Here is a 21,546-nt window from a genome sequence, read left to right as displayed (position 1 = left end):
CGCGCTCAGGCCAGTGCCGCGATCAGCGCCTGGCGTTGCGTCGCATCGAGCAGCGCGCCGGTGCCGGCCTTGAGGTTGTCGACCTGGTGCCTGACCTTCGACGTCGCCGGGATCACCACCGTTACCGCGGGATGGCTCAGCACGAACTTCAGGAACAACTGCGCCCACGAGTCCGCGCCCACGTCCTTCGCCCACGGCGGCAACGGCTTGTCGCGCACCTGCGAGATCAGTCGGCCATCCTCGAACGCGCGGTTGATCATCACCGCGCATCCCAGTTCCTGTGCCAGCGGAAGAACCGTCTGCTCGATGCCGCGCGATACCGGCGAGTAGTTGATCTGGATGAAATCGGGCTTGAACTGGCGCATCTGCTCGGCGAGCTGCGCCTGCGCGTCCTCGCGGTAATGGGTGAGGCCGACATAGCGCGTCTTGCCCTGTTGCTTCAACTCGCGCGCCAGCGCGATCTGCGTCGCACTGTCGCGCAGGTTGTGGACCTGCAGCAGCTCGACTTTGTCGGTGCGCAACCGGCGCAGCGAATCGTTGAACTGCGACAACCCTTCCTGCTTGCCGCTGACGCCGGACAGCTTGGTCGCCAGGAACAGCTTGTCGCGCGTGCCGCTGTCGGCGATCAGGTCGCCCAGCACGTCCTCGGCGGTGGAGTAGGTTGGAGCGGTGTCGATCAGCGTGCCGCCGGCGGCGACGAAGGCCGCGAGCACTTCGCGCAGCGGCGCGCGCTCGTCGGCACCGGTGCCGACCTCGAAACTGCCGGACGTGCCCATGCCGATCACCGGGATCTGTTCGCCGGTCGACGGAATCGGCCGCGTGATCAGCTTGCCGGTGAACGGCGCCGGTCGCGCGGCCGCTGCGGGCTTCGACGCGCCCTGCGGCGGCGTGCCCTGGCTGCAGGCCGCCAGCGGCGTCAGGGCGATGCCCGCGGCGGCCAGGGTGGCGGTGGAGATGAATTCGCGACGACTGGTCATGGCGCTCTCTCTTCCGGCAAGGGGAAGCCGATTCTGCAGCCTATCCGGTGTCGTGGGCGCCATCACCGTGCCGTTGGGCACGGTTTGCGCCTTTCTCTGCGGCAGGACGCGCGTCCTACGCGCCGAGCCGTTCGATCATCGCCATCGCCGCGGCTGGATTGCGCTCCTTGGCCGCGCTGATGAAGAACACGTATACGTCGCGCTTCTGCTTCGGCGCGACGTTGCCGGCATCGAGGACGGGAAGCCCCGACGGTTGCCCGCCCTGCGCCCACTCGCGCGCACGCGCGGTCCAGGTGTCGAGTTCGGCGCCGGGATAGCCCGTGGCTTCGCCGCTGCGCGAACGCATCAGTCGCGCGTAGACGAAATCCGCGGTCACGTCGGCGAAGGACGGATAGTCGGACGAATCGGTGAACACCGTCGCCATGCCGTGCGCGCGCGCCATCGCCAGGTAATCGGCGTTCACGAACTCGGGGTCGCGCACGTCGAGCACGTGCCGCAGCGCATGGCCGTCGACCTGCTTCGGCAGCAGTTCCAGGAACGCCGCGAAGCTGTCGCGCTGCAGGCGCTGGTTGGCGTCGAACTGCCAGACGATCGGACCGAGCCGGTCGCCAAGCGACGCGATGCCGCCGAGGAAATCGTCGATCTGCGGGCCGGTCTTCGCCAGCGTGCGCGACTGCATGATGCGCATCGGCGCCTTGGCAGAGAACACGAAGCCCTCCGGCGTTTCCGAGGCCCACTTGGCGTAGGTTGCCGGCTTCTGCGCGCCGTAATAGGTGCCGTTGACCTCGATCGCGGTAAGCCTGCGGCTGGCGAATTCGAGCTCGCGCCGCTGCACCAGTCCCTTGGGATAGAAGTTGTCGCGCCACGGCGCGAAGGTCCAGCCGCCGATGCCGACGCGGATTCCGTCGACGGGACGCGGGGATGAATCGAACAGTTCCATGCGGTCAGGCGTCCTTCTGCGCTTCCTTCCACGGGTCGTAGCTGCCGAACCACCATACATAACCTTCGAGGTCGCGGCAGGCATAACCGCGACCGCCGTAGTGCTGGTCGGCGATGTCGATCTCGATCTTCGCACCGGCGGACGTCGCACGTGCGTAGTGCGCGTCGGCGTCGTCCACGATCACGCATACGCCGTGCGTTGCGCGTCCGCCGGTTTCGTCCGGGGTCGTCATGTACTTCGCCCAGTCGCCGTCCTTGCCGGAGGAACCGAGCATGATCATGCCGCTGCCGAACGTCAGTTGTGCGTGCAGCACGACGTCGCCGTCCATGTAGACCGCCTGCTTCTCGAAACCGAACGCGCGGCACAGCCATTCGATGGCCGCCGGCGCATTGCGGTAGTTGAGGGTGGGGATCACGCGGCTGCCTTCGCGGGTGGGCATGGCCGTCTCCGGGGTGGAAGGCGCGCAGGATAGGGCTCTGGGGTTAAGTCCACGTCGGTTTGTGCACATCCGCGCTGCGGGCGCCTGGGGCACAATCCGGCATTCCACCGACGAGGAATCGCGCATGGCCACTTACGAAGGCGGCTGCCATTGCGGCCGCATCGCCTACACCGTCGAAGGCGAGATCGACCAGGTGATCGACTGCAACTGCTCGATGTGTTCCAGACGCGGCGGCCTGCTGTGGTTCGTGCCGCGCGAGGCTTTCACGCTGAAGACGAAGGAAGGCGACTACGGCACCTACACCTTCAACACGCACCGGCTGCAGCACCACTTCTGCCAGACCTGCGGGAGCTCGCCATTTACCGAAGGCCAGAAGCCCGACGGGACGTCGATGGTCGCGATCAACGCGCGCTGCCTTGAGGGCGTGGAGCCGTCGTCGCTGAAGGTGGTTCAGTTCGACGGGCGTTCGCGCTGAGGGCAGTCCGAACCCCTCTCCCGCGAGGGGAGAGGGGCGGACACTCGGTCAGGTTTCTTCTTCGCTTGGCATTTCGCTGTCATTCCCGCGAAGGCGGGAATCCAGGTTTCCGTACATCACGCTTGCGGAATGCCTGATGGAACGGACAGTTGGATCCCCGCTTTCGCGGGGATGACGATCCGGCAAAGGCGTGGCCGCGATGCGGCCACGCGCCGGATCGTCACTTGATCGGCTCGTCCAGCATCATCTCGCGGACGAAACGCACCGGCGGCGCGCCGTACGACAACACCTGGTCGTGGTAGGCCTTGGCGTTGAACTTGTCGCCCAGCTTCGCCATTACCGCCTTGCGCATGTCGAAGTGCTCCTGCGCGCCGACGAAGTAGGTCGGCAGCTGCGCCGAGGTGAGCTGCGCGCGCACCCACTTGCCGGCCGCTTCACGCTCCTGCTGGAACGCCTGCTTCGTCATCAGCTCCATCGCCTGCTCGCGGGTCCAGTTGTCCACGTGCACGCCCTGGTCGAGGATCGCGTTGGCGATCGTGCGCAGGTAGAACTTCAGCTGCACCAGGCGGAACAGCGGATCGTTATCGAGGTAGCCTGCGTCGGCCATCATGTCCTCGGTGTAGACCGCCCAGCCCTCGGCGAACAGGCCCGAGCGCAGCACCGAACGCAGCGTCGAATGCGACTTCACCGAATGCGCGCCTTCCAGGTAGTGGCCCGGCATCGCTTCGTGGATCGACAGCAGGTGGATCATGCGGCTGTTGTACTCGCGCAGGAACGAATCGACCTGCTCGGCGTTCCAGTCGTCCGGGATCGGCGAGATCGCGTAGTAGGTGTCCAGTCCCTTGTCGAGCGGACCCGGCGAATCGCAGTACGCCACCGCGACGCCGCGCTGGAATTCCGGCATCAGGATGATCTTCACCGGATCGTCCGGCACGGTGACCAGATCGTGCTTGCGGGTGAAATCGGTCGCGTCCGCCAGCGTCTTCTTGGCGAAGTCCACCACCTGGTCGCGCGCCGGCTTGTCGGCGTAGGCCAGCTCGAGCGCGGCCTCGATCGCCTTCTGCTGCTGGTCCGGCGTCGGATCGATCGGCATCTTCGGCGCGTTCGGCTTGTCCTTCAGCACGGTCTGGGCGATGGCGTACATCTCGCCGCGCACGCGCTTGAGTTCGGCTTCGGCACGCTGCTTGATCTCCGCGCGCGACAGCGAGGAGTTGAGCGAGAACTGCAGCTTCTCGTCGTACAGCGTCTGGCCGATGCGGAAGTCGCCCTTGGCTTTCGGCACCAGCGTCTTGTCCAGCCACTGCTGCTGTTCGGCCACGGCCTTGCGCAGGTCGGCGACGGCGGCGTCGAGCTGCTTGCGATCCTCGCCCTGCAGCTGGCCCGCATTGGGCACGATGAAGGTGTCGATCAGGCTGAGCACGCCGGCGTTCTGCTTGGCCACGGTCTCGGCGTGGATCTTCGGCACGCGCGCCGGATCCAGGTTCTCGCGCATCTGCGCATAGATGCCGGGGATCTTCTGCATGCGCGCGGTCGCCGATTTCAGGCGCTGCGGCATCGGCGCGAACTCGCGCGCCATCAGGTTGTAGATCGAGCCGCCGGCGAGGCTGTTGTAGACCTGCGGATCCCAGGCCCAGCTCTGCAGCGTCTCGATGCTCCAGATGTCGCCGCGCACCTGGTTGCGCAGGATCGCCGCGTCGATCTGGTTCTCGCGCGAGAGCTTGGCGGCATCGATGGCATCGAGTTCGGCAAGGATCTTCTTGCTGAAGTCCACCTGTGCCTGGCGACCGGCCGCGCTGAGATCGTCGATCTCGCCGTCGTAGTCGTGCTTGCCGATCTGCGTGGCGGACACCGGGTTCAGGCGCAGCCAGCCGTCGAGCCACTGCTGCGAGATTTCGCTGAAGCGCTTGTCGATGGCCACGTCCGACGCCGGTGCGGCGGCGGTGGCCTGGGTGTCGGCGGGCGCGGGTGCGGTCTGCGGCTGGCAGGCGGCGAGTCCGGCGCTGAGCACGGCGGCGGCGAGGAGGGTGGGGCGGAACGACGGCATGGGCAGCATCCACGGGACGGAAACGATCTGCCGAGGATATCGCCTGCACCGGCGCGGCGGCATGGGCCGTTGGGGGTGCCCGGCCGCCACCGGCTTGCCGCATGTGGCCAATCGCGGCTTCAGGTTGCGGGGACGATCCGATGCGGGTGCGTATAGACGTTCAGCGACTCGCCACGGGCGAATGCCGCCAGGGTGAGCCCGGCCGCGTCGGCTGTGCGGATCGCCAAGTCGGTCGGTGCGGAAATCGCCACCACCACGCCCACGCCGCACGTCGCCGCCTTGTGCACGATCTCGTACGACGCGCGCGAGGTGACCACGACGAAGCCGCGCGCAGGATCGATGCCGTCGCGTGCGATCGCGCCGAGCACCTTGTCCAGCGCGTTGTGGCGGCCGACGTCTTCCCGCACCAGCAATCCACCCGCATGCGCGAAGCCGGCCGCATGCACGCCGCCGCTGAGCGCATTGAGTGGCTGCCGATGTGCGAGGTCGGCCAGTACCGCGCGGATCGCATCCACGCGCACACTGTCTGTCGTCTCGATCCGAGGCACCGGGCGCAGCGCGGCCTGCAACGATTCGACGCCGCACAGGCCACAGCCGCTGCGGCCTTCGAGTCCGCGCCGACGTTCGGCGAGCGCGTCGAACCGCGCCTGCGGGATCGCCGCGTGCAGTGCGATGCCTTCGTCATGGCGGACGACATCGACCAGACGGAACTCTTCGCGTGAGGCCACCACGCCTTCGCTCAGTGCGAAACCGAGCGCGAAGTCCTCCAGCGAATCGGGTGTTGCCATCATCACGGCGAAGGAATCGCCGTTGTAGAGCAGGGCGATCGGCGCTTCGACGATCACGCGGTCGTCGTGCGGGCGTCGTCCGCCGGCATCGAGACGCAGTGCATTCACGGAATGCAGCGGCTCGTTCATGCGCCACCGCCCAGTGCGCGTCCCTTCGGGGTCAGCCACAGCAGCACGCGTTCGCCATCCTCGCGCCGTTCGACCAGATCGAGCCCATCGAAGCGCGGATCGTCGCCGAGCGCGGCGAGCAGGCGCTGCAGTTCGCTCAGCCCCAGGTGCATGCGCTTGGCGACGCGGTGGATCGACTGGCCGTCTTCCTCGTGCAGTAGCCGCAGCAATGCGAATGCGTCGTCGTCGCTCACGACGCGCTCCGACGCAGGCGCACGGGGATCGACTTCGACGCCGGCGTGCGTGCGCGTTCGGCGTGGTGGTCCAGTGGCACCAGCGGATTGGTCTCGGGGAAATAGCTGGCAAGGCAGCCCGGCGGAATGTCGTACTCGACAAGGCGGAAGCCCTCGACCGTGCGCTCGCCGTCGCTCCACACCGAGCTGATGTCGACGATATCGCCGTCGTGGAATCCGAGCCGTTGCAGATCGTGGGGCGAGATGAAACACACCCGGCGCAGGCCGTGCACGCCGCGGTAACGGTCGTCGAGTCCGTACACCGTCGTGTTGTACTGATCGTGCGAACGCATCGTCATCAGGCGCAGCACGTCGCCGTCGGCGCGATGTCCGTCGAGTGCGTGGACGAAGAACCCGGCCTTGCCGCTCGCAGTCGGGAACTCGCGTTCGCGGCCCGGATGTCGCAGGTGGAAGCCGCCCGGCACGCGCACGCGCGTGTTGAAGTCGGCGAAACCGTCGATCACCTGCGCGATGCGTTCGCGGATGCGGTCGTAATCCTCCACCAGCCATAGCCAGGGCGTGTGGCTGCGCGTCAGCGTCGCGGCGGCGAGACGCGCGACGATCGCCGGTTCCGACAGCAGATGTTCCGATGCCGGCGGGTTCATGCCGCTGGACAGGTGCACCATGCTCATCGAGTCCTCCACCGTCACCGCCTGCGGACCGCCGGCCTGCAGGTCGATCTCGGTGCGGCCGAGGCAGGGCAGGATCAGCGCGCGCTTTCCATGCACGAGGTGCGATCGGTTGAGCTTGGTGCTCACGTGCACGGTGAGTTCGCAACGGCGCAGCGCTTCGTGCACGCGCGCGGTGTCGGGCGTCGCCGCGGCGAAGTTGCCGCCCATCGCGAAGAACACCTTGCCGCGCCCGTCGTGCATCGCTTCGATCGCGCCGATGGTGTCGTAACCGTGCTCGCGTGGCGGTGCGAAATCGAACGCTGCGCTGAGGCGGTCGAGGAACGCCGGCGAGGGTTGTTCGTAGATGCCCATCGTGCGGTCGCCCTGCACGTTGGAATGACCACGCACCGGGCACGGCCCCGCGCCTGGTTTGCCGATGTTCCCGCGCAGGAGCAGCAGGTTGGCGAGCATCTGGATGGTCGCCACGCTGCGAGCATGCTGGGTGATGCCCATGCCCCAGCACACGATGGTCGCGTCGCTGGCGATGTAGGTGCGCGAGGCCTGTTCGAGCTGCGCGCGATCCAGGCCCGAATCGCGTTCCAGCGCCTCCCACGGCGTTGCGCGAAGGGTGTGCTCGAATGCCTCGAAGCCGTGCGTGTAGCGCGCGATGAATGCGTGGTCGACCGTGCCGGATTCGACCACCGCCTTGCACATCGCCGTTGCCACCGCGAGGTCGCCGCCGATGCGCGGCTGGTAGTACTCCGACGCGATGCGCGTGCTGCCGCCGCCGAGCATCTCGGCCGGCGACTGCGGGTCGGCGAAGCGTTCCAGGCCGCGTTCGCGCAGCGGATTGAACGCGACGATGCGACAGCCGCGTCGCGCCGCGTTGCGCAGTTCGCCGAGCATGCGCGGATGGTTGGTGCCGGGGTTCTGGCCGAAGATGAAGATCGCCTGCGCCTGTTCGAAATCCTCCAGCGTGACCGAACCCTTGCCGCTGCCGAGCTGCTCGGTCAGCGCCACGCCCGAGGCTTCGTGGCACATGTTCGAGCAGTCGGGCAGGTTGTTGGTGCCGTACTCGCGCACGAACAGCTGGTACAGGAACGCGGCCTCGTTCGAGGTGCGGCCCGAGGTATAGAAGATCGCCTCGTCGGGTGAGGCGAGGCCGTTGAGCGCATCGGCGATCGCCGAGAACGCTTCGTCCCATCCGATCGGCCGGTAGCGGTCGCTGGTCGCGTCGTAGGCCATCGGTTCGGTGAGACGGCCCTGCGCTTCGAGGAAATGGTCGTCCTGCGTGGACAGCGCGGCGACGCTGTGCTCTTCGAAGAAAGCGCGGGTCACGCGCTTGGAGGTTGCTTCGTTGGCGACGGCCTTGACGCCGTTCTCGCAGAACTCGAAGGTCGAATGCGGATTGCGGTCCGGCCACGCGCAGCCGGGGCAGTCGAAACCGCGCGGCTGGTTGGCGCGCAGCAGCGTGCCGGCACCCTTCATCACCACGTCCTGCTCGCGCAACGCGTGCCAGGAACTCTTCAGCGCATCCCAGCCGCCGGCGGGCTTTTCGTAGGCTTCTATGGGTTTCTTCTCGGACATCAGGGGTGGCCGCGCGGCCGGCATGGTCGACAGCGCGAATCATAGGCCTCCATCGCGCGGCCGGCGATGACGGCGGGTGAAAGGCGCGTCGGCGAGTGGCATAGTCGCGCGGTCGAAACGCGGAGTGGCCGATGAGCGGAATGGATCGAACGACGACGAACTGGCGCATGCGCCCCGCAGCGAAGCCGCTGGCGGCGCTGCTGTTGCTGCTGGCGTTCGCCGCGCCGGCGTTCGCTGGTCCGTGCCCGCCCGCGGGCTGGACGCAGGAACAGCTCGATGCGTTGAAGCAGTCCGATTTCGTCCTCACCGATGCGGGCCAGCGCGACACGCTGGCGCTGGAGTTTGCCGGCTGTGTGGGCGATCCCGATCCGCGCCTGCGCGACGGTGTCGTCTACGAAGGCCTCGCGGCATGGATGCGTCGCGGCGAACTCGCGCCGGAAATCCTGCGCACGCTGCGCGATCGCCTGTACACGCGACTGGCGCAGCCGGATCCGGACGGATTCGCGTGGCCGTTCGCGGCGCTGGTGCTGTCGGAGGTGGCGCGCACGGATCGCGTCGCGCCGTGGATGACACCGGCCGAGCGCGCGACGATGGTGCTGCGCGCCACCACGTATCTGGATTCGGTGCGCGATTACCGGGGCTTCGACGCCGACGTCGGTTGGCGACACGGCGTCGCGCACGGCGCCGACTGGCTGCTGCAGCTGAGCCTGAATCCCGCGCTGGATGGCCCGCAACTGCATCGACTGGCCGATGCGATCGCGCAGCAGGCGGTGCCGGATGCGGGCGTGGCGTACATCTTCGGCGAGCCGCAGCGGCTTGCGGCGCCGCTCGTCAACGCCGCGCGCCGTGGCATCCGCGATGAAGCCGCGTGGACCGCGTGGTTCGCCGCGCTGTCGCCGCGCCTGGGCGATCCGGCGCTGGCCTGGCGCGATGCCCGCTGGCTCGCACGCCGGCACGATCTGGTCGCGTTCCTGCAGGCGGTGTACGTCGAAGCCGACCAGTCAGACGACAAGCGCGTGCGCGCGGTCTTGCCGGGCGTCGTCGCGGCGTTGAAGGCGTTGCCCTGAGCGAGGGGACAAATAGGACGCATCTGATTCCGGGCGCTGCCGCGCCTGCCGACCATGCCCTCACGAAGAAGCGTGCGGGGCGAAGCGATGGCGGGTATCGGACATGTGGGCAGGCGTCGATCCTGCCCGCGCTGCGGTGGCATCGAGATGCGTACGCTGTGGATGTGCGGTGGCACGCAGCGACGCCATCAATGCCTTGCCTGCGGTCATCGCCATGCCAGCGAACGCAGTCTCGTCGTCGCGCTCGCGCCGACGGGCACGGACAAGTTCCACGCGCTGCATGCCCTGCCCGAAGGCGAGCGCGATCTGGTCGAGCCATTGATGGTGTTGATGATCGGAGCCGGCACGCTCGTTGGCGCCGTCGAACTCAGCCTGCGTCCCTTGCACGATCTCGTCGATGAGCACGGCCCGCCGGCCGTCTCGCTGAGGGGCCTGACGTTCCCCGTGTTCAGCTGGCTCACCGACCAGGCCGGCGGCTACGCGATGCACCTGGTGGCGATCGACCAGGGTGACGTGCGCGTGTGTTTCCGCGTCCGGCGGCGGCGCGAGTACGGATTGCTGTAGCGGATCAGTCCTCGCTGTCGAATTCGACCAGCACATCCAGGTCGAAGGCCAGCGCTTCCACCGCGTCGCGCACGCGGTTGGCCGTGGCCAGGTTGGGCGCGTCGATCTCGAGCGAATGCTGTCCCGGCCCCTGGTCGTCGGGGAGTCCCGCCGAACTGGAATCGTCGTCGTCCATGTGCGGCATCAGGTCATCGACTTCCTCGATGTGCTCGATGCCGTCCAGACTGGTGAGCAGGTTGGCGATGGCGCGGACATCGTCGTCGCTGCCGGTCACTCGAAGGCGCATCAATGGCATGGCAAGGGTCTCTTCGGCGGAATGGAGCCTCGTCCGCAGGCTATTGAGCGCCCGCGAAAGACCGTGTGATGGCGCGGCATGGCGCACTGTCATGCCACCGGAGTAGGGTGGACGCATGAACACGATGACCACTTCGCCCGGCGTCGGCCTGCGTCCGCTCGAACGCGGCGACCTCCACTTCGTGCACGTGCTGAACAACAACCGCAGCGTGATGGGCTACTGGTTCGAGGAACCGTACGAATCCTTCGTCGAGCTGGAAGAGCTGTACCGCAAGCACATCCACGACCAGTCGGAACGTCGCTTCATCGTCGAGGACGCCGGTCACGAACGCGTCGGACTGGTCGAGCTGGTGGAGATCGATCAGCTGCACCGGCGTGCGGAGTTTCTGATCATGATCTCGCCCGAACAGCAGGGGCGCGGCTACGCGCGCGCGGCGACGCGGCTGGCGATCAACTACGCGTTCCGCATGCTCAACCTGTACAAGCTCTACCTGCTGGTCGATGTCGACAACGCGCGCGCGATCCGCATCTACGAGGACGCGGGGTTCCGTCGGGAGGGCGTGCTGATCGACGAGTTCTTCAGCGACGGTCGCTACCACGACGTGGTGCGCATGTGCCTGTTCCAGCACGAGGCGCTGAAGCACGACGACGCGGTGCGCCGGCCGGATCCCGGCGAGGAACGCACCGCGCCGCGCTGAGGCGGCTTACTTCCGCGAAGTCGAACCGGCGCGGCCGGCGCGCGCGCTGCGGGGCTTCGCCTTCGCTTTCGCCTTGGCCTTCGGTTCCGCCACCGGCTTGGCCGGCGGAGCACGCGTGGGCAGCGGAACATTGCACAGGTCGATGTGGCCGGCCATGTGCTTGTACCACTCGTCGCGACGGTTGCGCCGCGCTTCGACCAGTTCGTTGAACAGCGGCGTGTCGGTGCGCAGCACTTCGATCGACGTGCGCTCCTTCTTCGGCAATTCCGAGGCGAGGCGGATCGACTTGATCGGCACGCGCTGCGACGGTTGCTCGTAGAAGCCCAGCGGGCCGGTGCCGCGCGGCAGCACGGACAGCAGTTCCATGCCCTGCAGTACGCGGCCGACCACGGTGATGTTGCGGTCGAGCTGGCGCGGCGATTGCCCGGTCACGACGTAGAGTTCGGTGCCGTTGCTGGAATCGGCGGCGACGTCGCGTCCCGCGCCGACCGCGCCGTAGCAGTGCGCGAGCCAGGCGGTGTCCGCGGCGGGATCGCGGCCGGCGGGGAAGCCGCCGACGAAGCCGACTTCCGGCGCCCAGCCGTCCACGTCCGGCAACTTGTCGAACGCGAGTCCCTGCGCCTTGCGCGCGAATTCCGCCGGCAGCTTGGCCTTGGTGCCGCGGCCGAGCGGTTTGCGATCCTTGTCTTCCTGCGCCGGATCGCCCCACTGCACGACGAAGTTGTCCTGCGAGCGGTTGACGCTCATGCCGTTCCAGTAGCCGTTCTTGGCGAGCGCGCGGATATTGGCGACGTGCGCGGGCGCGAACGCCGGCGCCAGTTCGATCAGCACGCGACCGCTGTCGAGGTCGAGGTAGATCAGGTTCTTCGCATCCGGAGTGCGCCAGTCGCCCGGCTTGGAGGCGTCGAGGATTTCCTGCATGGAGCGCGGCTTGGCGCCGGGCAACGCATCCTCGCCGGCCGCGTGAGCGACGCCGAGGGTCGCGAGCAGCGCGGTGCAGAGCAGGGTGGACGACCACTTACGCGGCATGGACACGACGGATTTCCCCTTGATCCGGTTGCATGAACAGGCGGATTCTGGCCCGGACGCGCGCGCGCGACCAGCCCTCCGCGGTGGGAACGTGACGGCGATCAGGGGACCGGCCATCGCGACCCGTCGTCAGGCCGACGCGCCATTGCGCTTCGCCCGGGCCCGCGCCGCCGCGCTGCGCGCGGGCGACTTGCGGACGGTCTTCCGGGCCGCCTTCTTCGTGGTCTTCTTCGTGGCCTTGCGTGCGGTCTTCTTCGCAACCTTCCTCGCGGTCTTGCGGACGGCGTTCTTCGTGGCTTTTTTGGTGGCCTTCTTCGTGGCCGACTTGCGTGCCGTCTTCTTCGCAGCCTTCTTCGCCGTCTTGCGGACAGCCTTATTCGTCGCCTTCTTCGCGGCCTTTTTCGTAGCCTTCTTCGTCGACTTGCGGTCCTTCGTCGCCTTTCTGGCAGTCTTCTTCGCCCGTTTCTTCAGGCCGCCGCCGTCCTGCTTGTTGACCGTGGCCCAGGCGATGCGCTCCGCGTCCTCTTCGGACCGTCCCTGCTCGCGCTCGCTGTCCTCGATGTGTTCCGCCTGGCGCTTCTGCTTGTCGGTGTAGGCGGATTTGTCGCCTCTGGGCATGACTGCATTCCTCGCCGCGGAAACCGGAACGGCTCCCGCTTGGTACCAGCCGGGCGGTGCACGCAGCGGCAAGGCCGTGACTAATGGCAGGTTCGGTATATGGAACTTGCCAGTAGTGTGATCATCAACCTAGCGGCAGGACGCCTGGATCCCCCGGTACCGCCATGACCGACCTCGATACCCAGCTGCGCAAATTCCAGAAAGAGCTCAGTTCCGGCACGGTCTCGCTGGCACTGCTGGCCGTACTGGCATCCACGGGTGAAGCGATGTACGGCTACCAGATCGCCAAGCAGCTCGAACGCATCGACGGCGGCGTCCTCAGCGGCAAGCAGAGCGCGCTGTATCCCGTCCTGCGCAACCTGGAAGGCGCGGGCCTGCTCGACAGCCACGTCGAGCCGTCGATGTCCGGTCCGCCGCGCCGCTACTACCGCATCACCGATACCGGCCAGGCCGTGCTCCAGCAATGGGCCGATGCCTGGCGTGCCACCCGCGACTCCGTCGATTCCGTCCTGCAGGGACTCCACTCATGAACGCGTTCGATCCCAGCAACGCCACTCCTCGCGCCGGCCTGCCGACGACGATCCCCGAATACCTCGACCACCTGCGGCGTTCGCTGGCCGGCGCCGATCCGGCGCTGGTGCAGGACGCACTCTACGACGCCGAGGAATACCTGCGTTCGGAACTCGCCGAGAATCCGGGCCGCAGCGAAGCCGAAGTGATCGTCGCCGTCGCCGGCAGTTACGGCGCGCCCGACGAGGTCGCCGACATCTACCGCGACACCGAAGTGAAGGTGCAGACCGCGCTGCGTGCACCGGCGCCGACGCCCCGCAAGTCGTGGGCGGGCAAGTTCTTCGGCGTGATCGCGGAACCGCGCACGTACGCGGCGCTGTTCTACATGCTGCTGTCGCTGGCGACGGGCATCTTCTACTTCACCTGGGTCGTCACCGGCATCTCCATGTCGGCGGGCCTGGCGGTGCTGATCATCGGCATTCCGTTCGTGATCCTGTACTTCGGATCGGTGCGGATCCTGTCGCTGGTCGAAGGCCGCATCGTCGAGACGATGCTCGGCGAACGCATGCCGCGACGCCCGCTCTACAGCAGCCGCGGCCAGCCGCTGCTCACGCGCATCGGCGAGCTGTTCACCGATCCGCGCGTGTGGGCGACGCAGCTGTATTTCCTGATGATGCTGCCGCTGGGCATCGTGTACTTCGTCGTCGCGGTGGTCGGCCTGACCGTCTCGCTGTCGCTGATCGCCGCGCCGCTGGCGGTGCTGTTCGGGTTCGGCAGCAACCTGTACCTCGACGGCGTGCCGGTGAGCGAGCCCTGGATCCTGCCCATCGCGGTGGTCGTCGGCGTGGTGCTGCTGTTCCTCACGCTGCACGCCGCGCGCCTGGTCGGCCATCTGCACGGACTGCTGGCCAAGCACATGCTGGTGAAGTCGGCGCAGTACAGCTGAGTGAAGGCGAGCGTGTGAAGACACGTTCACGCGCGGATTGCGGGCTGGTTAACAGAACGCGCGGGATTCATCGCCTACGGTTCGGTCGCGGGAAGCTTGCCGCGACCAATCAAAGGAGATGAGACATGCGTCGTATCAGGACCTTCGCACTGGCCGCCCTCGTCGCGATGACGGCGTCGACCTCGTTCAGCGCCACCGCCAGCTGGCAGGGCACGTGGCTGTACTACGACGATGAAGGTGCGCTCGTCGGTTCGTGGACGGCGGGTTGCCGCGAACTCGATGGACGCTGGGGCGTGGAGACGCCGAACAAGGTGTTCATCCAGGGCTGCCGCGCGTCGAGCTGAGCGATCGCGAGGCGCCATCGAACGACGAAGCCCCGCGCATGCGGGGCTTCGTCTTCGTGGATCAGAAATCGAACAGCTCGCCGAGCAGGTTCTTTTTCTTCTTGTGCCGGTACGGATCGTGTGCGCTGTAGTGCGGATGCGGATCGTGCGGTCGCTGATCGCGCTGCGGCGGGGGCGGCGGCGGTTGCGCCGCGCGAGGTGTTTCCGCCGAGGCGCGTTCGATCAGCTTGTCGAGTTCACCGCGATCCAGCCAGACGCCGCGGCATTGCGGGCAGTAGTCGATCTCGATGCCCTGGCGATCGGTCATCGCCAGTTTGACGTCGCGGCACACGGGACAATCCATGATGAAACTCCTCGCATCGGTTGAACCGATGATCTCGGGGTTGCGGGTCCGGGATCAAGCGGGCGGTGCGTCGTTCCGTTCAGCATGTCCTGCGATGAAGTCGCGCACCTGCGGATACACCTGCGTGCGCCAGCGACGGCCGCTGAAGATGCCGTAGTGGCCGGCGCCCTTCACCGTGAGGTGCTCGCGATCGGATTCGGCGATGCCGCTGCACAGCGCGTGCGCGGCGCGGGTCTGGCCCTGGCCGGAGATGTCGTCGAGTTCGCCCTCGATGGTGAGCAGCGCGGTGCCGTGGATCTTCGACGGGTCCACGCGCTCGCCGCGCACGTCCCACAGGCCACGCGGCAGCAGGTGTTCCTGGAACACGATGCGCACCGTGTCGAGGTAGTACTCGGCGGGCATGTCCAGCACCGCGTTGTATTCGTCGTAGAAGCGGCGGTGCGCGGCGGCGTCGTCGAGGTCGCCCTTGACCAGGTCGAGGTAGAAGTCCCAGTGCGACTGGAAATGCCGTTCGGGGTTCATCGCGACGAAGCCGCTGTGCTGCAGGAAACCCGGATAAACGCGACGGCCGTGGCCGGGGTAGTTCGGCGGCACGTGGTGGATCAGGTGGTCCTGGAACCACGACAGCGGCTTGTGCGTGGCGAGGTCGTTGACCTTGGTCGGGTTCTCGCGCGTGTCGATCGGCCCGCCCATCATCACCATCGAACGGGGCGTCGCTTCGCCGCGGCCGGCCATCAGCGAGATCGCGGCGAGCACCGGCACGGTCGGCTGGCACACGCTGATCACGTGCAGCGATTCGGCACCGATCAGGCGGATGAACTCCTGCACGTACTCGACGTAGTCGTCGAGCGAGAACGCGCCTTCCTCCGTCGGCACCATGCGCGCGTCGACCCAGTCGGTGATGTAGACCTTGTGGTCGCGCAGCAGCGTGCGCACGGTGTCGCGCAGCAGCGTGGAGTGGTGGCCGGACAGCGGCGCGACGACCAGCACCGGCGGATCGTCCTTCAGATCGCGCAGGTTGCCGGCGTCGTCGGTGTAGCGCTTGAAACGCAGCAGCCGGCAGAACGGCTTGCGCAGCATCTCGCGCTCGATCACCGGATACACCGCGCCATCGATGTCGATGGAGTGGATGCCGAACTCCGGCTTCTCGTAGTCCTTGCCGATGCGGTATAGCAGCTCCCAGCCCGCGGCCGCCTGCGCCGCGCCGGGCATGGACGACAACCAGCCACCCTGCTGGCCGAACATCTTCGCGCTGGCCTCCGCCCAATACGTCATCGGCGCCATCCATGCGCGTCCCAGTTCATGCAGCTGATAGAGCATCAGTCGGATCCGGTGTGCGCGCCCGGGGTGGGCGGCATGCTGCGCCGCAGCATAGCGGAAGGGAGGGGCAGGCGGGTGAATGGGGTCAGCCGGGGCGTTCCAGCGCGACGAGGCGATCCTCCAGCCCCGGCGCGAGCCACAGGTGCGAGCCCAGCGGGGTGAAGCCCGCGGCCTCGAAGCGCTGGCGATAGAAGCGCGCAGGGCGCGGCTTGAAGCCGACGTCGTCGCCGTCGGTCTCGTCCTCGCGGGTGAAGGTCTCCAGGAACGCGAGACCACCGCAGAGTTCGGCCAGGCCGGGCAGGCCGCGATCGATCTCGCGCGTGTCGAGGTAATGCAGCACATCGCTGCACACCAGCAGGTCCACCGGCGGGCACGGCCGCAGATGGGCGAAGTCGGCGAACGGCGCGCGGTGCAGGTTGCGTCGTGCGCCATAACGCGCGATCGCGTACTCGCTGCTGTCGAAGCCCAGGTAGCGCAGCTTCGGTCGCAGCTTGAGCAACGGTGCGCGCCATGCGCCTTCGCCGCAACCGATATCGAGGACGGTGCGGATCGGACGTTCCAGGTAGTACTCCGCGGTGGCGACGGCCAGCGCGACCTTGCGCGTCAGCCGCACGCTGCTGCCGACCGCGTGGTCCTTCTTCGAAGGATCGCGGTACCAGCGTTCGAAATAGGCCTGGTCGTACTGTTTGCTCATGGGCGATGGATGCGTGCGGTTCTGCGCGTGGCGCGCGACGTGCCATGCTATCGCGCCACGACGACCGCCCGACACATTCGAGGACAGCGATGACCGCCTATTTCTGGATCAAGACCGCCCATGTCGTGTTCGTGATGGCGTGGATGGGTGGCGTGTTCTACCTGCCGCGCATCCTGGTCAACCTCGCCGAGGCCGGCGACGAACCTGCCGTGCGTGCGCGCCTGGTGCTGATGGGGCGTCGCCTGTACCGCTTCGGCCACATGATGTTCGGCCTGGCGTTCGCGTTCGGGCTGGTGCTGTGGCTGGGCTACCGCGTGGTGTCGTCGTTCCCGACGATGGTCGCGCCGGGCAGCGGCTGGCTGCACGCCAAGCTGCTGCTGGTCGTGCTGATGCTGGCGCATTTCATCGTCAGCGGCCGCTGGCTCAAGGGTGTGGACGCGGGTCGCGCGCTGCCGTCGTCGAAGGCGCTGCGCTGGTTCAACGAGCTGCCGGTGTTCCTGCTGATCGCGATCGTCTACCTGGTGCTGGCCAAACCGTTCTGAGTTCGCGAAACGACGGTTCGCTTTTCGCCGTCATTCCCGCGAAGGCGGGAATCCACGCATGCATGAATCAAGTTTTCCGGAGAGCGTGAGGCGCCGGAACGTGTGATCCCCGCCTTCGCGGGGATGACAACTGAAGCGAAGCGCCGTCCGTGCGGGATGGCGCTCCCTTGCGGTCACGAACCCCGGAACTTCGACGGATCCGGCAGCGTCACCGGCACGCCGTCTTCGCAATCGCCGGCCTTGCACAGCTCGGTGCGCAGCGCGGGCATCGCCTGCAGCAGGAAGTGGAAGATCGTGTTCTGCTCGACGCTGCCACGCACCGCCTCGCTGCCGGGACCGCGCGCCCAGATGCCGACGTCGTCGCCGCCGTGCGATTCGGCCGCGGTCGGCACCAACGCTTCCTGCAGGTAATCCGGGTCCTGCGTGTCGACGTTGCGCAGGTCGGGGCGGCCCTTCTTCGGCACCTGCACGCCGCTCGAGCTGTGCAGGAAGTGCTTCGGACCTTCCGGCTGCTGCGCGCTCTCGCCGACGTAGCCCGGACCGTTGCTGTAGCTGAGCGTGGTGTAGGGCAGACCGAGCTGGTCGAGCGCGTACGCGCCGTTCTCGCCGTCCTCGCCACTGCTGCCGCGCACCTTGTCGAAGATCGGATTGCCGCGACGCGGATAGCCGACGAAGCTCAGCGTGTGCGCGTGATCGGCGGTGACCAGGATCAGCGTGTCCTGCGCGGACGTCGCATCGGCCGCGGCTTGCACCGCCTCGCTCAGCGCGATGGTGTCGGTGAGCGCACGGTACGCGTTGCCGTAGTGGTGCGCATGGTCGATGCGGCCGCCTTCGACCAGCAGCACGTAGCCCTTCGGGTTCTGCTGCAACCGCGCGATCGCCGCGCGCGTCATCTCCGCGAGCGTGGGTTCGCCAGCACCGTCGCGCGGACGGTCGTGCGAGAACTGCATGTGGTCGGGTTCGAACAGACCCAGCAGCGGTCCGCGCGCCGGCGCATCGGCGAGCTGGCGCGCGTTCCACACGTAAGTGCCGTCAGGATGGCGCTGCTTCCATTGCGCGACGAGATCGCGGCCGTCGAGGCGCTCGCCGACCTTGTCGTCGTATTCCGGATCGCGCTCCTGCGCCGGCATGAAATTCTTGCGGCCGCCGCCCATTAGCACGTCCGGTCCGTGGCCGAACGGCGTTTCCACGAGCTGGCGCGCGATGTCGACGCAACCGGCGGCCTTCGCTTCGTCGGTGAGCTCGGTGTCGTTTTCCCAGTTGCGATCGGCCGAATGGGTGAACGTCGCGCCCGGCGTGGCGTGGGTGACGCGCGTGGTGGTGACCACGCCGGTGGCGAAACCGCGGCTGGCGGCGAGCTCCCACAACGTCAGCATCGGCACGGTCTGCGCGGTCGCGCAGTCCTTGCGCATGGCCTGCTGACCGATGCTGAGCACGCCGGCGCGCGTCTTCACGCCGGTCGCCATCGCGCTCATCGTGCCGGCCGAGTCCGGCGTCTGCGAATCGGTGTTGTAGGTCTTGCTGAGCGCGGTCGCGGGGAAGCGCTCCCAGCTCAGGCGGTTCTCCTCGCCCGGGCCGCCCTTGCGCTGGCCGTCGAGGATGCGTGCGGCCGCGACGGTGGTGAGGCTCATGCCGTCGCCGATGAACAGGATCACGTTCTTCGCCTGGCCCGACATCGCGCCGCGCTCGGCCGCCTGCGCGGCACCGTCGCGGAACCACCACGCGGGCGTTTCGCCAGCGGGATGACGGATCTGCGGGACGTCCACCTCGTGGATGACGGCATGCGGCGTATGCGCGGAATCCGGTGGCGCGCCGGTGCTGGCGCAGGCGCTGGCGAGCAGCGTGATGGCGAGGGGAAGGCTGGCGCGGGGCAGGCGGGACATCGGGACCGTCATGGCGAAGGCAAAGCGCGATTATGGCCCGCGTCATTGCAGCTCTGGGACACCGGTGTTGCATTGGCGGTCTCGCACCCCCCGGTCCCGTGGGCTATCGTTCCAAGCCGACAGGTTTGGTAAAGCGCAGAGGTTCCATGAAGCTGGTTTCGGCCTGGCTCCGCATTCCGTTCTGGCAGCGCGTGCTGGCGGGCTTCGTGCTTGGCGCGCTGGCCGGCTGGGTGTTCGGCCATTCGGCGGAAGTCTGGTTCGCGCCGCTGGGCACCATCTACGTCACCCTGATCAAGATGATCGCCGTGCCGCTGGTGTTCTTCGCGGTGATGAACGCGATCGGCAGCCTGCACGGGCAGAAGTCGGTGGCCGCGCTGGGCGGACGCACCTTCGTGTGGTTCGCGATCACTGCTGCGCTGGCGGTGGGCGTCGGCCTGCTGGTCGGCTGGGTGCTGCAGCCCGGTCGCGGATTGAGCGGACTGACGATGGCGCCGGACTACACGGTGCGGCAACTGCCCTCGCCATTGCAGGTGCTGCTGGACGTCGTGCCGACCAATCCGTTCAAGGCACTGAGTGAAGGCAAGATCCTGCAGGTGATCGTGTTCGCGGGACTGGTCGGGTTCGCGCTGGTCAAGCTCGGCGAGCGCGTCGCGGGCCTGCGCAAGCTGGTCGGCGAAGCCAGCGACACGATGGTGCAGGTCACGCGCTTCGTTCTGGAGATGACCCCGCTGGGCACGTTCGGCCTGATCGCCTCGCTGGTCGGCGCGTACGGGTTCGAGAAGCTGCTGCCGCTGGGCACGTTCGTGTTGGCGCTGTACCTGGCGTGCGCGATCCACATCGTCTTCGTGTACGGCAGCCTCATCTCGCTGCACGGACTCAATCCGCTCAAGTTCTTCCGCGGCGCCGCGCCGGGCATGCAGGTCGCGTTCGTGGCCTCGTCCAGTTTCGCGGCGATGCCGGCGGCGATCCGCTCGGTCACGCACAACCTTGGCGTGGACAAGGACTACGCCGCCTTCGCCGTGCCGCTGGGTGCGAGCATCAAGATGGACGGCTGCGGCGCGATCTATCCCGCGCTGACGTCGATGTTCGTCGCGCAGTACTTCGGCCTGCACCTGGAGCCGAGCCAGTACTTCACGATCCTGCTCGCCTCGGTGCTCGGCAGCTTCGGCACCGCCGGCGTGCCCGGTACGGCGATCGTGATGGTGACGCTGGTGCTCTCGGCGGCGGGCCTGCCGCTGGAAGGTATCGGTTATCTCGTCGCGATCGATCGCGTGCTCGACATGATGCGCACGATGACCAACGTCACCGGCCAGATGGCGATACCGGTCATCGTGGCGAAGGAAACCGGACTGCTCGACCGCGATGTGTACGAGGCCGCTTCGAGCAACCTCGGCATCGCGGAAGGCGAGAAGGCCGAGGTCGGCCAGGCGCGCGGCTGAGTGGACGTCGCGTCGATCGAGCTGGTCGAGCGCTTTCCCGATCCGTTGGACTATTGCCGGTTGCGTAGCGAGGCCGGGATGGCGCCGCGCAGCCTCGAGGCCGCGCGACGCGGACTGGCGAACACGCTGCATGGCGTGAGCCTGCTGCACGAAGGCGCGGTGGTCGGGATGGGCCGTGTGATCGGCGATGGCGGCTGCTTCTTCATCGTCAGCGACATCGCCGTCGATCCGAAGTGGCAAGGGCGCGGCCTGGGCAAGCGCATCATGGGCGCGCTGATGGCTTGGCTTCGCACGAACGCGCCGTCCTCGGCGGTGGTGTCGCTGGTCGCCGACGGCGACGCGAGGCATCTGTACGCGAAGTACGGATTCGTCGAGACGACACCGCATTCGGTGAACATGGAATACCAGGTCGAATGACCGCCACTTCAGGGATGAGGACGATGCGCCGGGGCTGGATCGTGGCTGTTTTCCTGCTCGCCGGCTGCGCAACGCGCGCACCCGTCGCTTCCGATGAGTCCGTCGCACGTTCAGGCCAGGTCGGCATGCGCGAGATCAGCGGCGCGTTCGCGCAGGCGCAGCGCATGACGCTGGCCGACAACGAATCCTTCCTGGTGCCGCTGGAAGACGAAGCCAATCCGTCGCCTGCGTATCCGACGGCGCTGCTCGCGCAGCAGTTGCCGTCACAGGCGGTGTGCGTGCGCGTGGCGATCGACGAAGCCGGCACGGTGATGTCGTCGACGCCGGCAGTGCAGCCGCCCGAATGCCCCGCGCTTGACGCGGCCGATACGGCGTTCTTCGATGCGGTTGCGCACGCGGTCGCGCAGTGGCATTACGAACCGGGACTGCGCTGCGTGTTTCCCGATGCGAAGACGAAAGAGCAGACCGTGGGCAGCTGCGGCGGGTATCGCGAAATCCCGCAGGCCGTCAGCCTCACCTACCGCTTCGTGTTCGAACAGAAGGACGGACGCGGCAGCGTGCGCATGTCGCAGTAAG

The 21,546-nt window shown here is 67.4% G+C and carries 24 protein-coding genes and 1 pseudogene; 11 read left to right on the top strand and 14 right to left on the bottom strand.

What is annotated here, in order from left to right; translation table 11 throughout:
* Nucleotides 1-5 precede the first annotated feature (5 nt).
* The 3 genes from FOF45_RS01245 to FOF45_RS01235 form a co-directional block, all read right to left on the bottom strand.
* Nucleotides 6-977 carry an aldo/keto reductase gene (locus FOF45_RS01245; protein WP_158982221.1) on the bottom strand — a complete coding sequence of 324 codons (972 nt, stop codon included), beginning with the start codon at nt 975-977 and terminating at the stop codon, nt 6-8.
* Between the two features lie 115 nt (nt 978-1,092).
* Complete coding sequence (locus tag FOF45_RS01240) at nt 1,093-1,917, bottom strand: DUF72 domain-containing protein (RefSeq protein WP_158982220.1); 825 nt, start codon at nt 1,915-1,917, stop codon at nt 1,093-1,095.
* A gap of 4 nt (nt 1,918-1,921) precedes the next feature.
* A complete protein-coding gene (locus tag FOF45_RS01235) occupies nt 1,922-2,356 on the bottom strand; it encodes a VOC family protein (protein WP_158982219.1) in 435 nt (144 codons plus the stop codon).
* A gap of 124 nt (nt 2,357-2,480) precedes the next feature.
* Between FOF45_RS01235 and FOF45_RS01230 the strand changes: the two genes are divergently transcribed.
* Complete coding sequence (locus tag FOF45_RS01230) at nt 2,481-2,831, top strand: GFA family protein (protein ID WP_158982218.1); 351 nt, start codon at nt 2,481-2,483, stop codon at nt 2,829-2,831.
* Nucleotides 2,832-3,051: 220 nt separating this feature from the next.
* Here the strand turns inward: FOF45_RS01230 and FOF45_RS01225 are convergent, their stop codons facing one another.
* From FOF45_RS01225 to FOF45_RS01210, 4 genes are all read right to left on the bottom strand, one after another.
* Nucleotides 3,052-4,875, bottom strand: coding sequence for a DUF885 domain-containing protein (locus tag FOF45_RS01225; RefSeq protein ID WP_158982217.1), 1,824 nt, complete (start codon nt 4,873-4,875; stop codon nt 3,052-3,054).
* Nucleotides 4,876-4,994: 119 nt separating this feature from the next.
* Nucleotides 4,995-5,792 carry a formate dehydrogenase accessory sulfurtransferase FdhD gene (fdhD, locus tag FOF45_RS01220; protein ID WP_158982216.1) on the bottom strand — a complete coding sequence of 266 codons (798 nt, stop codon included), beginning with the start codon at nt 5,790-5,792 and terminating at the stop codon, nt 4,995-4,997.
* Nucleotides 5,789-6,025: a helix-turn-helix domain-containing protein gene (locus tag FOF45_RS01215; protein ID WP_158982215.1), complete on the bottom strand. Its 237-nt coding sequence runs from the start codon at nt 6,023-6,025 to the stop codon at nt 5,789-5,791. Before FOF45_RS01215 ends, fdhD begins: the two co-directional genes overlap by 4 nt.
* Nucleotides 6,022-8,262: an FdhF/YdeP family oxidoreductase gene (locus FOF45_RS01210; protein ID WP_158982214.1), complete on the bottom strand. Its 2,241-nt coding sequence runs from the start codon at nt 8,260-8,262 to the stop codon at nt 6,022-6,024. The genes FOF45_RS01215 and FOF45_RS01210 overlap by 4 nt, the downstream gene beginning before the upstream one ends.
* Nucleotides 8,263-8,429: 167 nt before the next feature.
* Here FOF45_RS01210 and FOF45_RS01205 point away from each other — a divergent pair, with 167 nt between their 5' ends.
* Together FOF45_RS01205 and FOF45_RS01200 are read left to right on the top strand one after the other, a co-directional pair.
* The gene (locus FOF45_RS01205) at nt 8,430-9,329 is read left to right on the top strand and encodes a DUF2785 domain-containing protein (protein WP_158982213.1); all 900 of its coding nucleotides are present in this window, start codon (nt 8,430-8,432) and stop codon (nt 9,327-9,329) included.
* Between the two features lie 147 nt (nt 9,330-9,476).
* Nucleotides 9,477-9,893 (top strand): hypothetical protein, encoded by a 417-nt coding sequence (locus tag FOF45_RS01200; protein WP_158982212.1) that lies wholly within the window; start codon nt 9,477-9,479, stop codon nt 9,891-9,893.
* 4 nt (nt 9,894-9,897) lie between these two features.
* Here FOF45_RS01200 and FOF45_RS01195 read toward each other — a convergent pair whose 3' ends face one another.
* Nucleotides 9,898-10,188 carry a hypothetical protein gene (locus tag FOF45_RS01195; RefSeq protein ID WP_158982211.1) on the bottom strand — a complete coding sequence of 97 codons (291 nt, stop codon included), beginning with the start codon at nt 10,186-10,188 and terminating at the stop codon, nt 9,898-9,900.
* A 115-nt stretch (nt 10,189-10,303) separates the two neighbouring features.
* Between FOF45_RS01195 and speG the strand changes: the two genes are divergently transcribed.
* Nucleotides 10,304-10,885 carry a spermidine N1-acetyltransferase gene (gene speG / locus FOF45_RS01190; RefSeq protein ID WP_158982210.1) on the top strand — a complete coding sequence of 194 codons (582 nt, stop codon included), beginning with the start codon at nt 10,304-10,306 and terminating at the stop codon, nt 10,883-10,885.
* 99 nt (nt 10,886-10,984) lie between these two features.
* Here speG and FOF45_RS01185 read toward each other — a convergent pair.
* A pseudogene (locus FOF45_RS01185) lies at nt 10,985-11,914 on the bottom strand (peptidylprolyl isomerase); the annotation flags it as partial.
* A 129-nt stretch (nt 11,915-12,043) separates the two neighbouring features.
* Nucleotides 12,044-12,532 carry a HupB gene (locus tag FOF45_RS01180; protein ID WP_158982209.1) on the bottom strand — a complete coding sequence of 163 codons (489 nt, stop codon included), beginning with the start codon at nt 12,530-12,532 and terminating at the stop codon, nt 12,044-12,046.
* Nucleotides 12,533-12,696: 164 nt separating this feature from the next.
* Between FOF45_RS01180 and FOF45_RS01175 the strand changes: the two genes are divergently transcribed.
* The 3 genes from FOF45_RS01175 to FOF45_RS01165 all read left to right on the top strand — a co-directional run bounded on the left by FOF45_RS01175 (nt 12,697) and on the right by FOF45_RS01165 (nt 14,332).
* Complete coding sequence (locus tag FOF45_RS01175) at nt 12,697-13,062, top strand: PadR family transcriptional regulator (RefSeq protein ID WP_158982208.1); 366 nt, start codon at nt 12,697-12,699, stop codon at nt 13,060-13,062.
* Entirely contained in the window at nt 13,059-13,988 is a 930-nt protein-coding gene (locus FOF45_RS01170; protein WP_233264020.1) for a sensor domain-containing protein, read from the top strand. The genes FOF45_RS01175 and FOF45_RS01170 overlap by 4 nt, the downstream gene beginning before the upstream one ends.
* Nucleotides 13,989-14,113: 125 nt before the next feature.
* The gene (locus FOF45_RS01165; protein ID WP_158982206.1) at nt 14,114-14,332 is read left to right on the top strand and encodes a DUF6289 family protein; all 219 of its coding nucleotides are present in this window, start codon (nt 14,114-14,116) and stop codon (nt 14,330-14,332) included.
* A 61-nt stretch (nt 14,333-14,393) separates the two neighbouring features.
* Here the strand turns inward: FOF45_RS01165 and FOF45_RS01160 are convergent, their stop codons facing one another.
* The 3 genes from FOF45_RS01160 to FOF45_RS01150 all read right to left on the bottom strand — a co-directional run bounded on the left by FOF45_RS01160 (nt 14,394) and on the right by FOF45_RS01150 (nt 16,689).
* Complete coding sequence (locus tag FOF45_RS01160) at nt 14,394-14,675, bottom strand: TFIIB-type zinc ribbon-containing protein (RefSeq protein ID WP_158982205.1); 282 nt, start codon at nt 14,673-14,675, stop codon at nt 14,394-14,396.
* A 54-nt stretch (nt 14,676-14,729) separates the two neighbouring features.
* Nucleotides 14,730-15,995, bottom strand: coding sequence for a polyhydroxyalkanoate depolymerase (locus FOF45_RS01155; protein ID WP_158982204.1), 1,266 nt, complete (start codon nt 15,993-15,995; stop codon nt 14,730-14,732).
* 85 nt (nt 15,996-16,080) lie between these two features.
* On the bottom strand, nt 16,081-16,689 hold the full coding sequence (locus tag FOF45_RS01150; protein ID WP_158982203.1) for a class I SAM-dependent DNA methyltransferase: 609 nt from the start codon (nt 16,687-16,689) through the stop codon (nt 16,081-16,083).
* An 89-nt stretch (nt 16,690-16,778) separates the two neighbouring features.
* Between FOF45_RS01150 and FOF45_RS01145 the strand changes: the two genes are divergently transcribed.
* A complete protein-coding gene (locus FOF45_RS01145) occupies nt 16,779-17,231 on the top strand; it encodes a CopD family protein (RefSeq protein WP_158982202.1) in 453 nt (150 codons plus the stop codon).
* Nucleotides 17,232-17,404: 173 nt separating this feature from the next.
* Here FOF45_RS01145 and FOF45_RS01140 read toward each other — a convergent pair whose 3' ends face one another.
* Nucleotides 17,405-19,114 carry an alkaline phosphatase gene (locus FOF45_RS01140; protein WP_158982201.1) on the bottom strand — a complete coding sequence of 570 codons (1,710 nt, stop codon included), beginning with the start codon at nt 19,112-19,114 and terminating at the stop codon, nt 17,405-17,407.
* Between the two features lie 146 nt (nt 19,115-19,260).
* On the opposite strand from FOF45_RS01140, the gene FOF45_RS01135 reads away from it, so the two are divergent.
* Genes FOF45_RS01135 through FOF45_RS01125 form a run of 3 tightly spaced genes read left to right on the top strand, consistent with a single transcriptional unit; the run spans nt 19,261 to nt 21,545 of the window.
* Nucleotides 19,261-20,553, top strand: coding sequence for a dicarboxylate/amino acid:cation symporter (locus tag FOF45_RS01135; RefSeq protein ID WP_158982200.1), 1,293 nt, complete (start codon nt 19,261-19,263; stop codon nt 20,551-20,553).
* Nucleotides 20,554-20,970 carry a GNAT family N-acetyltransferase gene (locus tag FOF45_RS01130; protein WP_425481874.1) on the top strand — a complete coding sequence of 139 codons (417 nt, stop codon included), beginning with the start codon at nt 20,554-20,556 and terminating at the stop codon, nt 20,968-20,970. It abuts the gene before it with no gap.
* A 41-nt stretch (nt 20,971-21,011) separates the two neighbouring features.
* On the top strand, nt 21,012-21,545 hold the full coding sequence (locus tag FOF45_RS01125; RefSeq protein ID WP_158982199.1) for an energy transducer TonB: 534 nt from the start codon (nt 21,012-21,014) through the stop codon (nt 21,543-21,545).
* The last annotated feature ends 1 nt before the right edge of the window (nt 21,546 follow it).

The sequence above is a fragment of the Lysobacter panacisoli genome (assembly GCF_009765165.1).
Taxonomy (GTDB): Bacteria; Pseudomonadota; Gammaproteobacteria; order Xanthomonadales; family Xanthomonadaceae; genus Lysobacter_J; species Lysobacter_J panacisoli.
This window is presented reverse-complemented; position numbering and strand designations above follow the sequence as displayed.

Coding starts and splice junctions, on each gene's coding strand:
- FOF45_RS01140 (WP_158982201.1), bottom strand. CDS start 19,114: ATGTCCCGCCTGCCCCGCGCCAGCCTTCCCCTCGCCATCACGCTGCTC.
- FOF45_RS01240 (WP_158982220.1), bottom strand. CDS start 1,917: ATGGAACTGTTCGATTCATCCCCGCGTCCCGTCGACGGAATCCGCGTC.
- FOF45_RS01180 (WP_158982209.1), bottom strand. CDS start 12,532: ATGCCCAGAGGCGACAAATCCGCCTACACCGACAAGCAGAAGCGCCAG.
- FOF45_RS01225 (WP_158982217.1), bottom strand. CDS start 4,875: ATGCCGTCGTTCCGCCCCACCCTCCTCGCCGCCGCCGTGCTCAGCGCC.
- FOF45_RS01245 (WP_158982221.1), bottom strand. CDS start 977: ATGACCAGTCGTCGCGAATTCATCTCCACCGCCACCCTGGCCGCCGCG.
- FOF45_RS01135 (WP_158982200.1), top strand. CDS start 19,261: ATGAAGCTGGTTTCGGCCTGGCTCCGCATTCCGTTCTGGCAGCGCGTG.
- FOF45_RS01210 (WP_158982214.1), bottom strand. CDS start 8,262: ATGTCCGAGAAGAAACCCATAGAAGCCTACGAAAAGCCCGCCGGCGGC.
- FOF45_RS01165 (WP_158982206.1), top strand. CDS start 14,114: ATGCGTCGTATCAGGACCTTCGCACTGGCCGCCCTCGTCGCGATGACG.
- fdhD (WP_158982216.1), bottom strand. CDS start 5,792: ATGAACGAGCCGCTGCATTCCGTGAATGCACTGCGTCTCGATGCCGGC.
- FOF45_RS01175 (WP_158982208.1), top strand. CDS start 12,697: ATGACCGACCTCGATACCCAGCTGCGCAAATTCCAGAAAGAGCTCAGT.
- FOF45_RS01150 (WP_158982203.1), bottom strand. CDS start 16,689: ATGAGCAAACAGTACGACCAGGCCTATTTCGAACGCTGGTACCGCGAT.
- FOF45_RS01230 (WP_158982218.1), top strand. CDS start 2,481: ATGGCCACTTACGAAGGCGGCTGCCATTGCGGCCGCATCGCCTACACC.
- FOF45_RS01170 (WP_233264020.1), top strand. CDS start 13,059: ATGAACGCGTTCGATCCCAGCAACGCCACTCCTCGCGCCGGCCTGCCG.
- FOF45_RS01205 (WP_158982213.1), top strand. CDS start 8,430: ATGCGCCCCGCAGCGAAGCCGCTGGCGGCGCTGCTGTTGCTGCTGGCG.
- FOF45_RS01200 (WP_158982212.1), top strand. CDS start 9,477: ATGCGTACGCTGTGGATGTGCGGTGGCACGCAGCGACGCCATCAATGC.
- FOF45_RS01145 (WP_158982202.1), top strand. CDS start 16,779: ATGACCGCCTATTTCTGGATCAAGACCGCCCATGTCGTGTTCGTGATG.
- FOF45_RS01155 (WP_158982204.1), bottom strand. CDS start 15,995: ATGCTCTATCAGCTGCATGAACTGGGACGCGCATGGATGGCGCCGATG.
- FOF45_RS01160 (WP_158982205.1), bottom strand. CDS start 14,675: ATGGATTGTCCCGTGTGCCGCGACGTCAAACTGGCGATGACCGATCGC.
- FOF45_RS01195 (WP_158982211.1), bottom strand. CDS start 10,188: ATGCCATTGATGCGCCTTCGAGTGACCGGCAGCGACGACGATGTCCGC.
- FOF45_RS01235 (WP_158982219.1), bottom strand. CDS start 2,356: ATGCCCACCCGCGAAGGCAGCCGCGTGATCCCCACCCTCAACTACCGC.
- speG (WP_158982210.1), top strand. CDS start 10,304: ATGAACACGATGACCACTTCGCCCGGCGTCGGCCTGCGTCCGCTCGAA.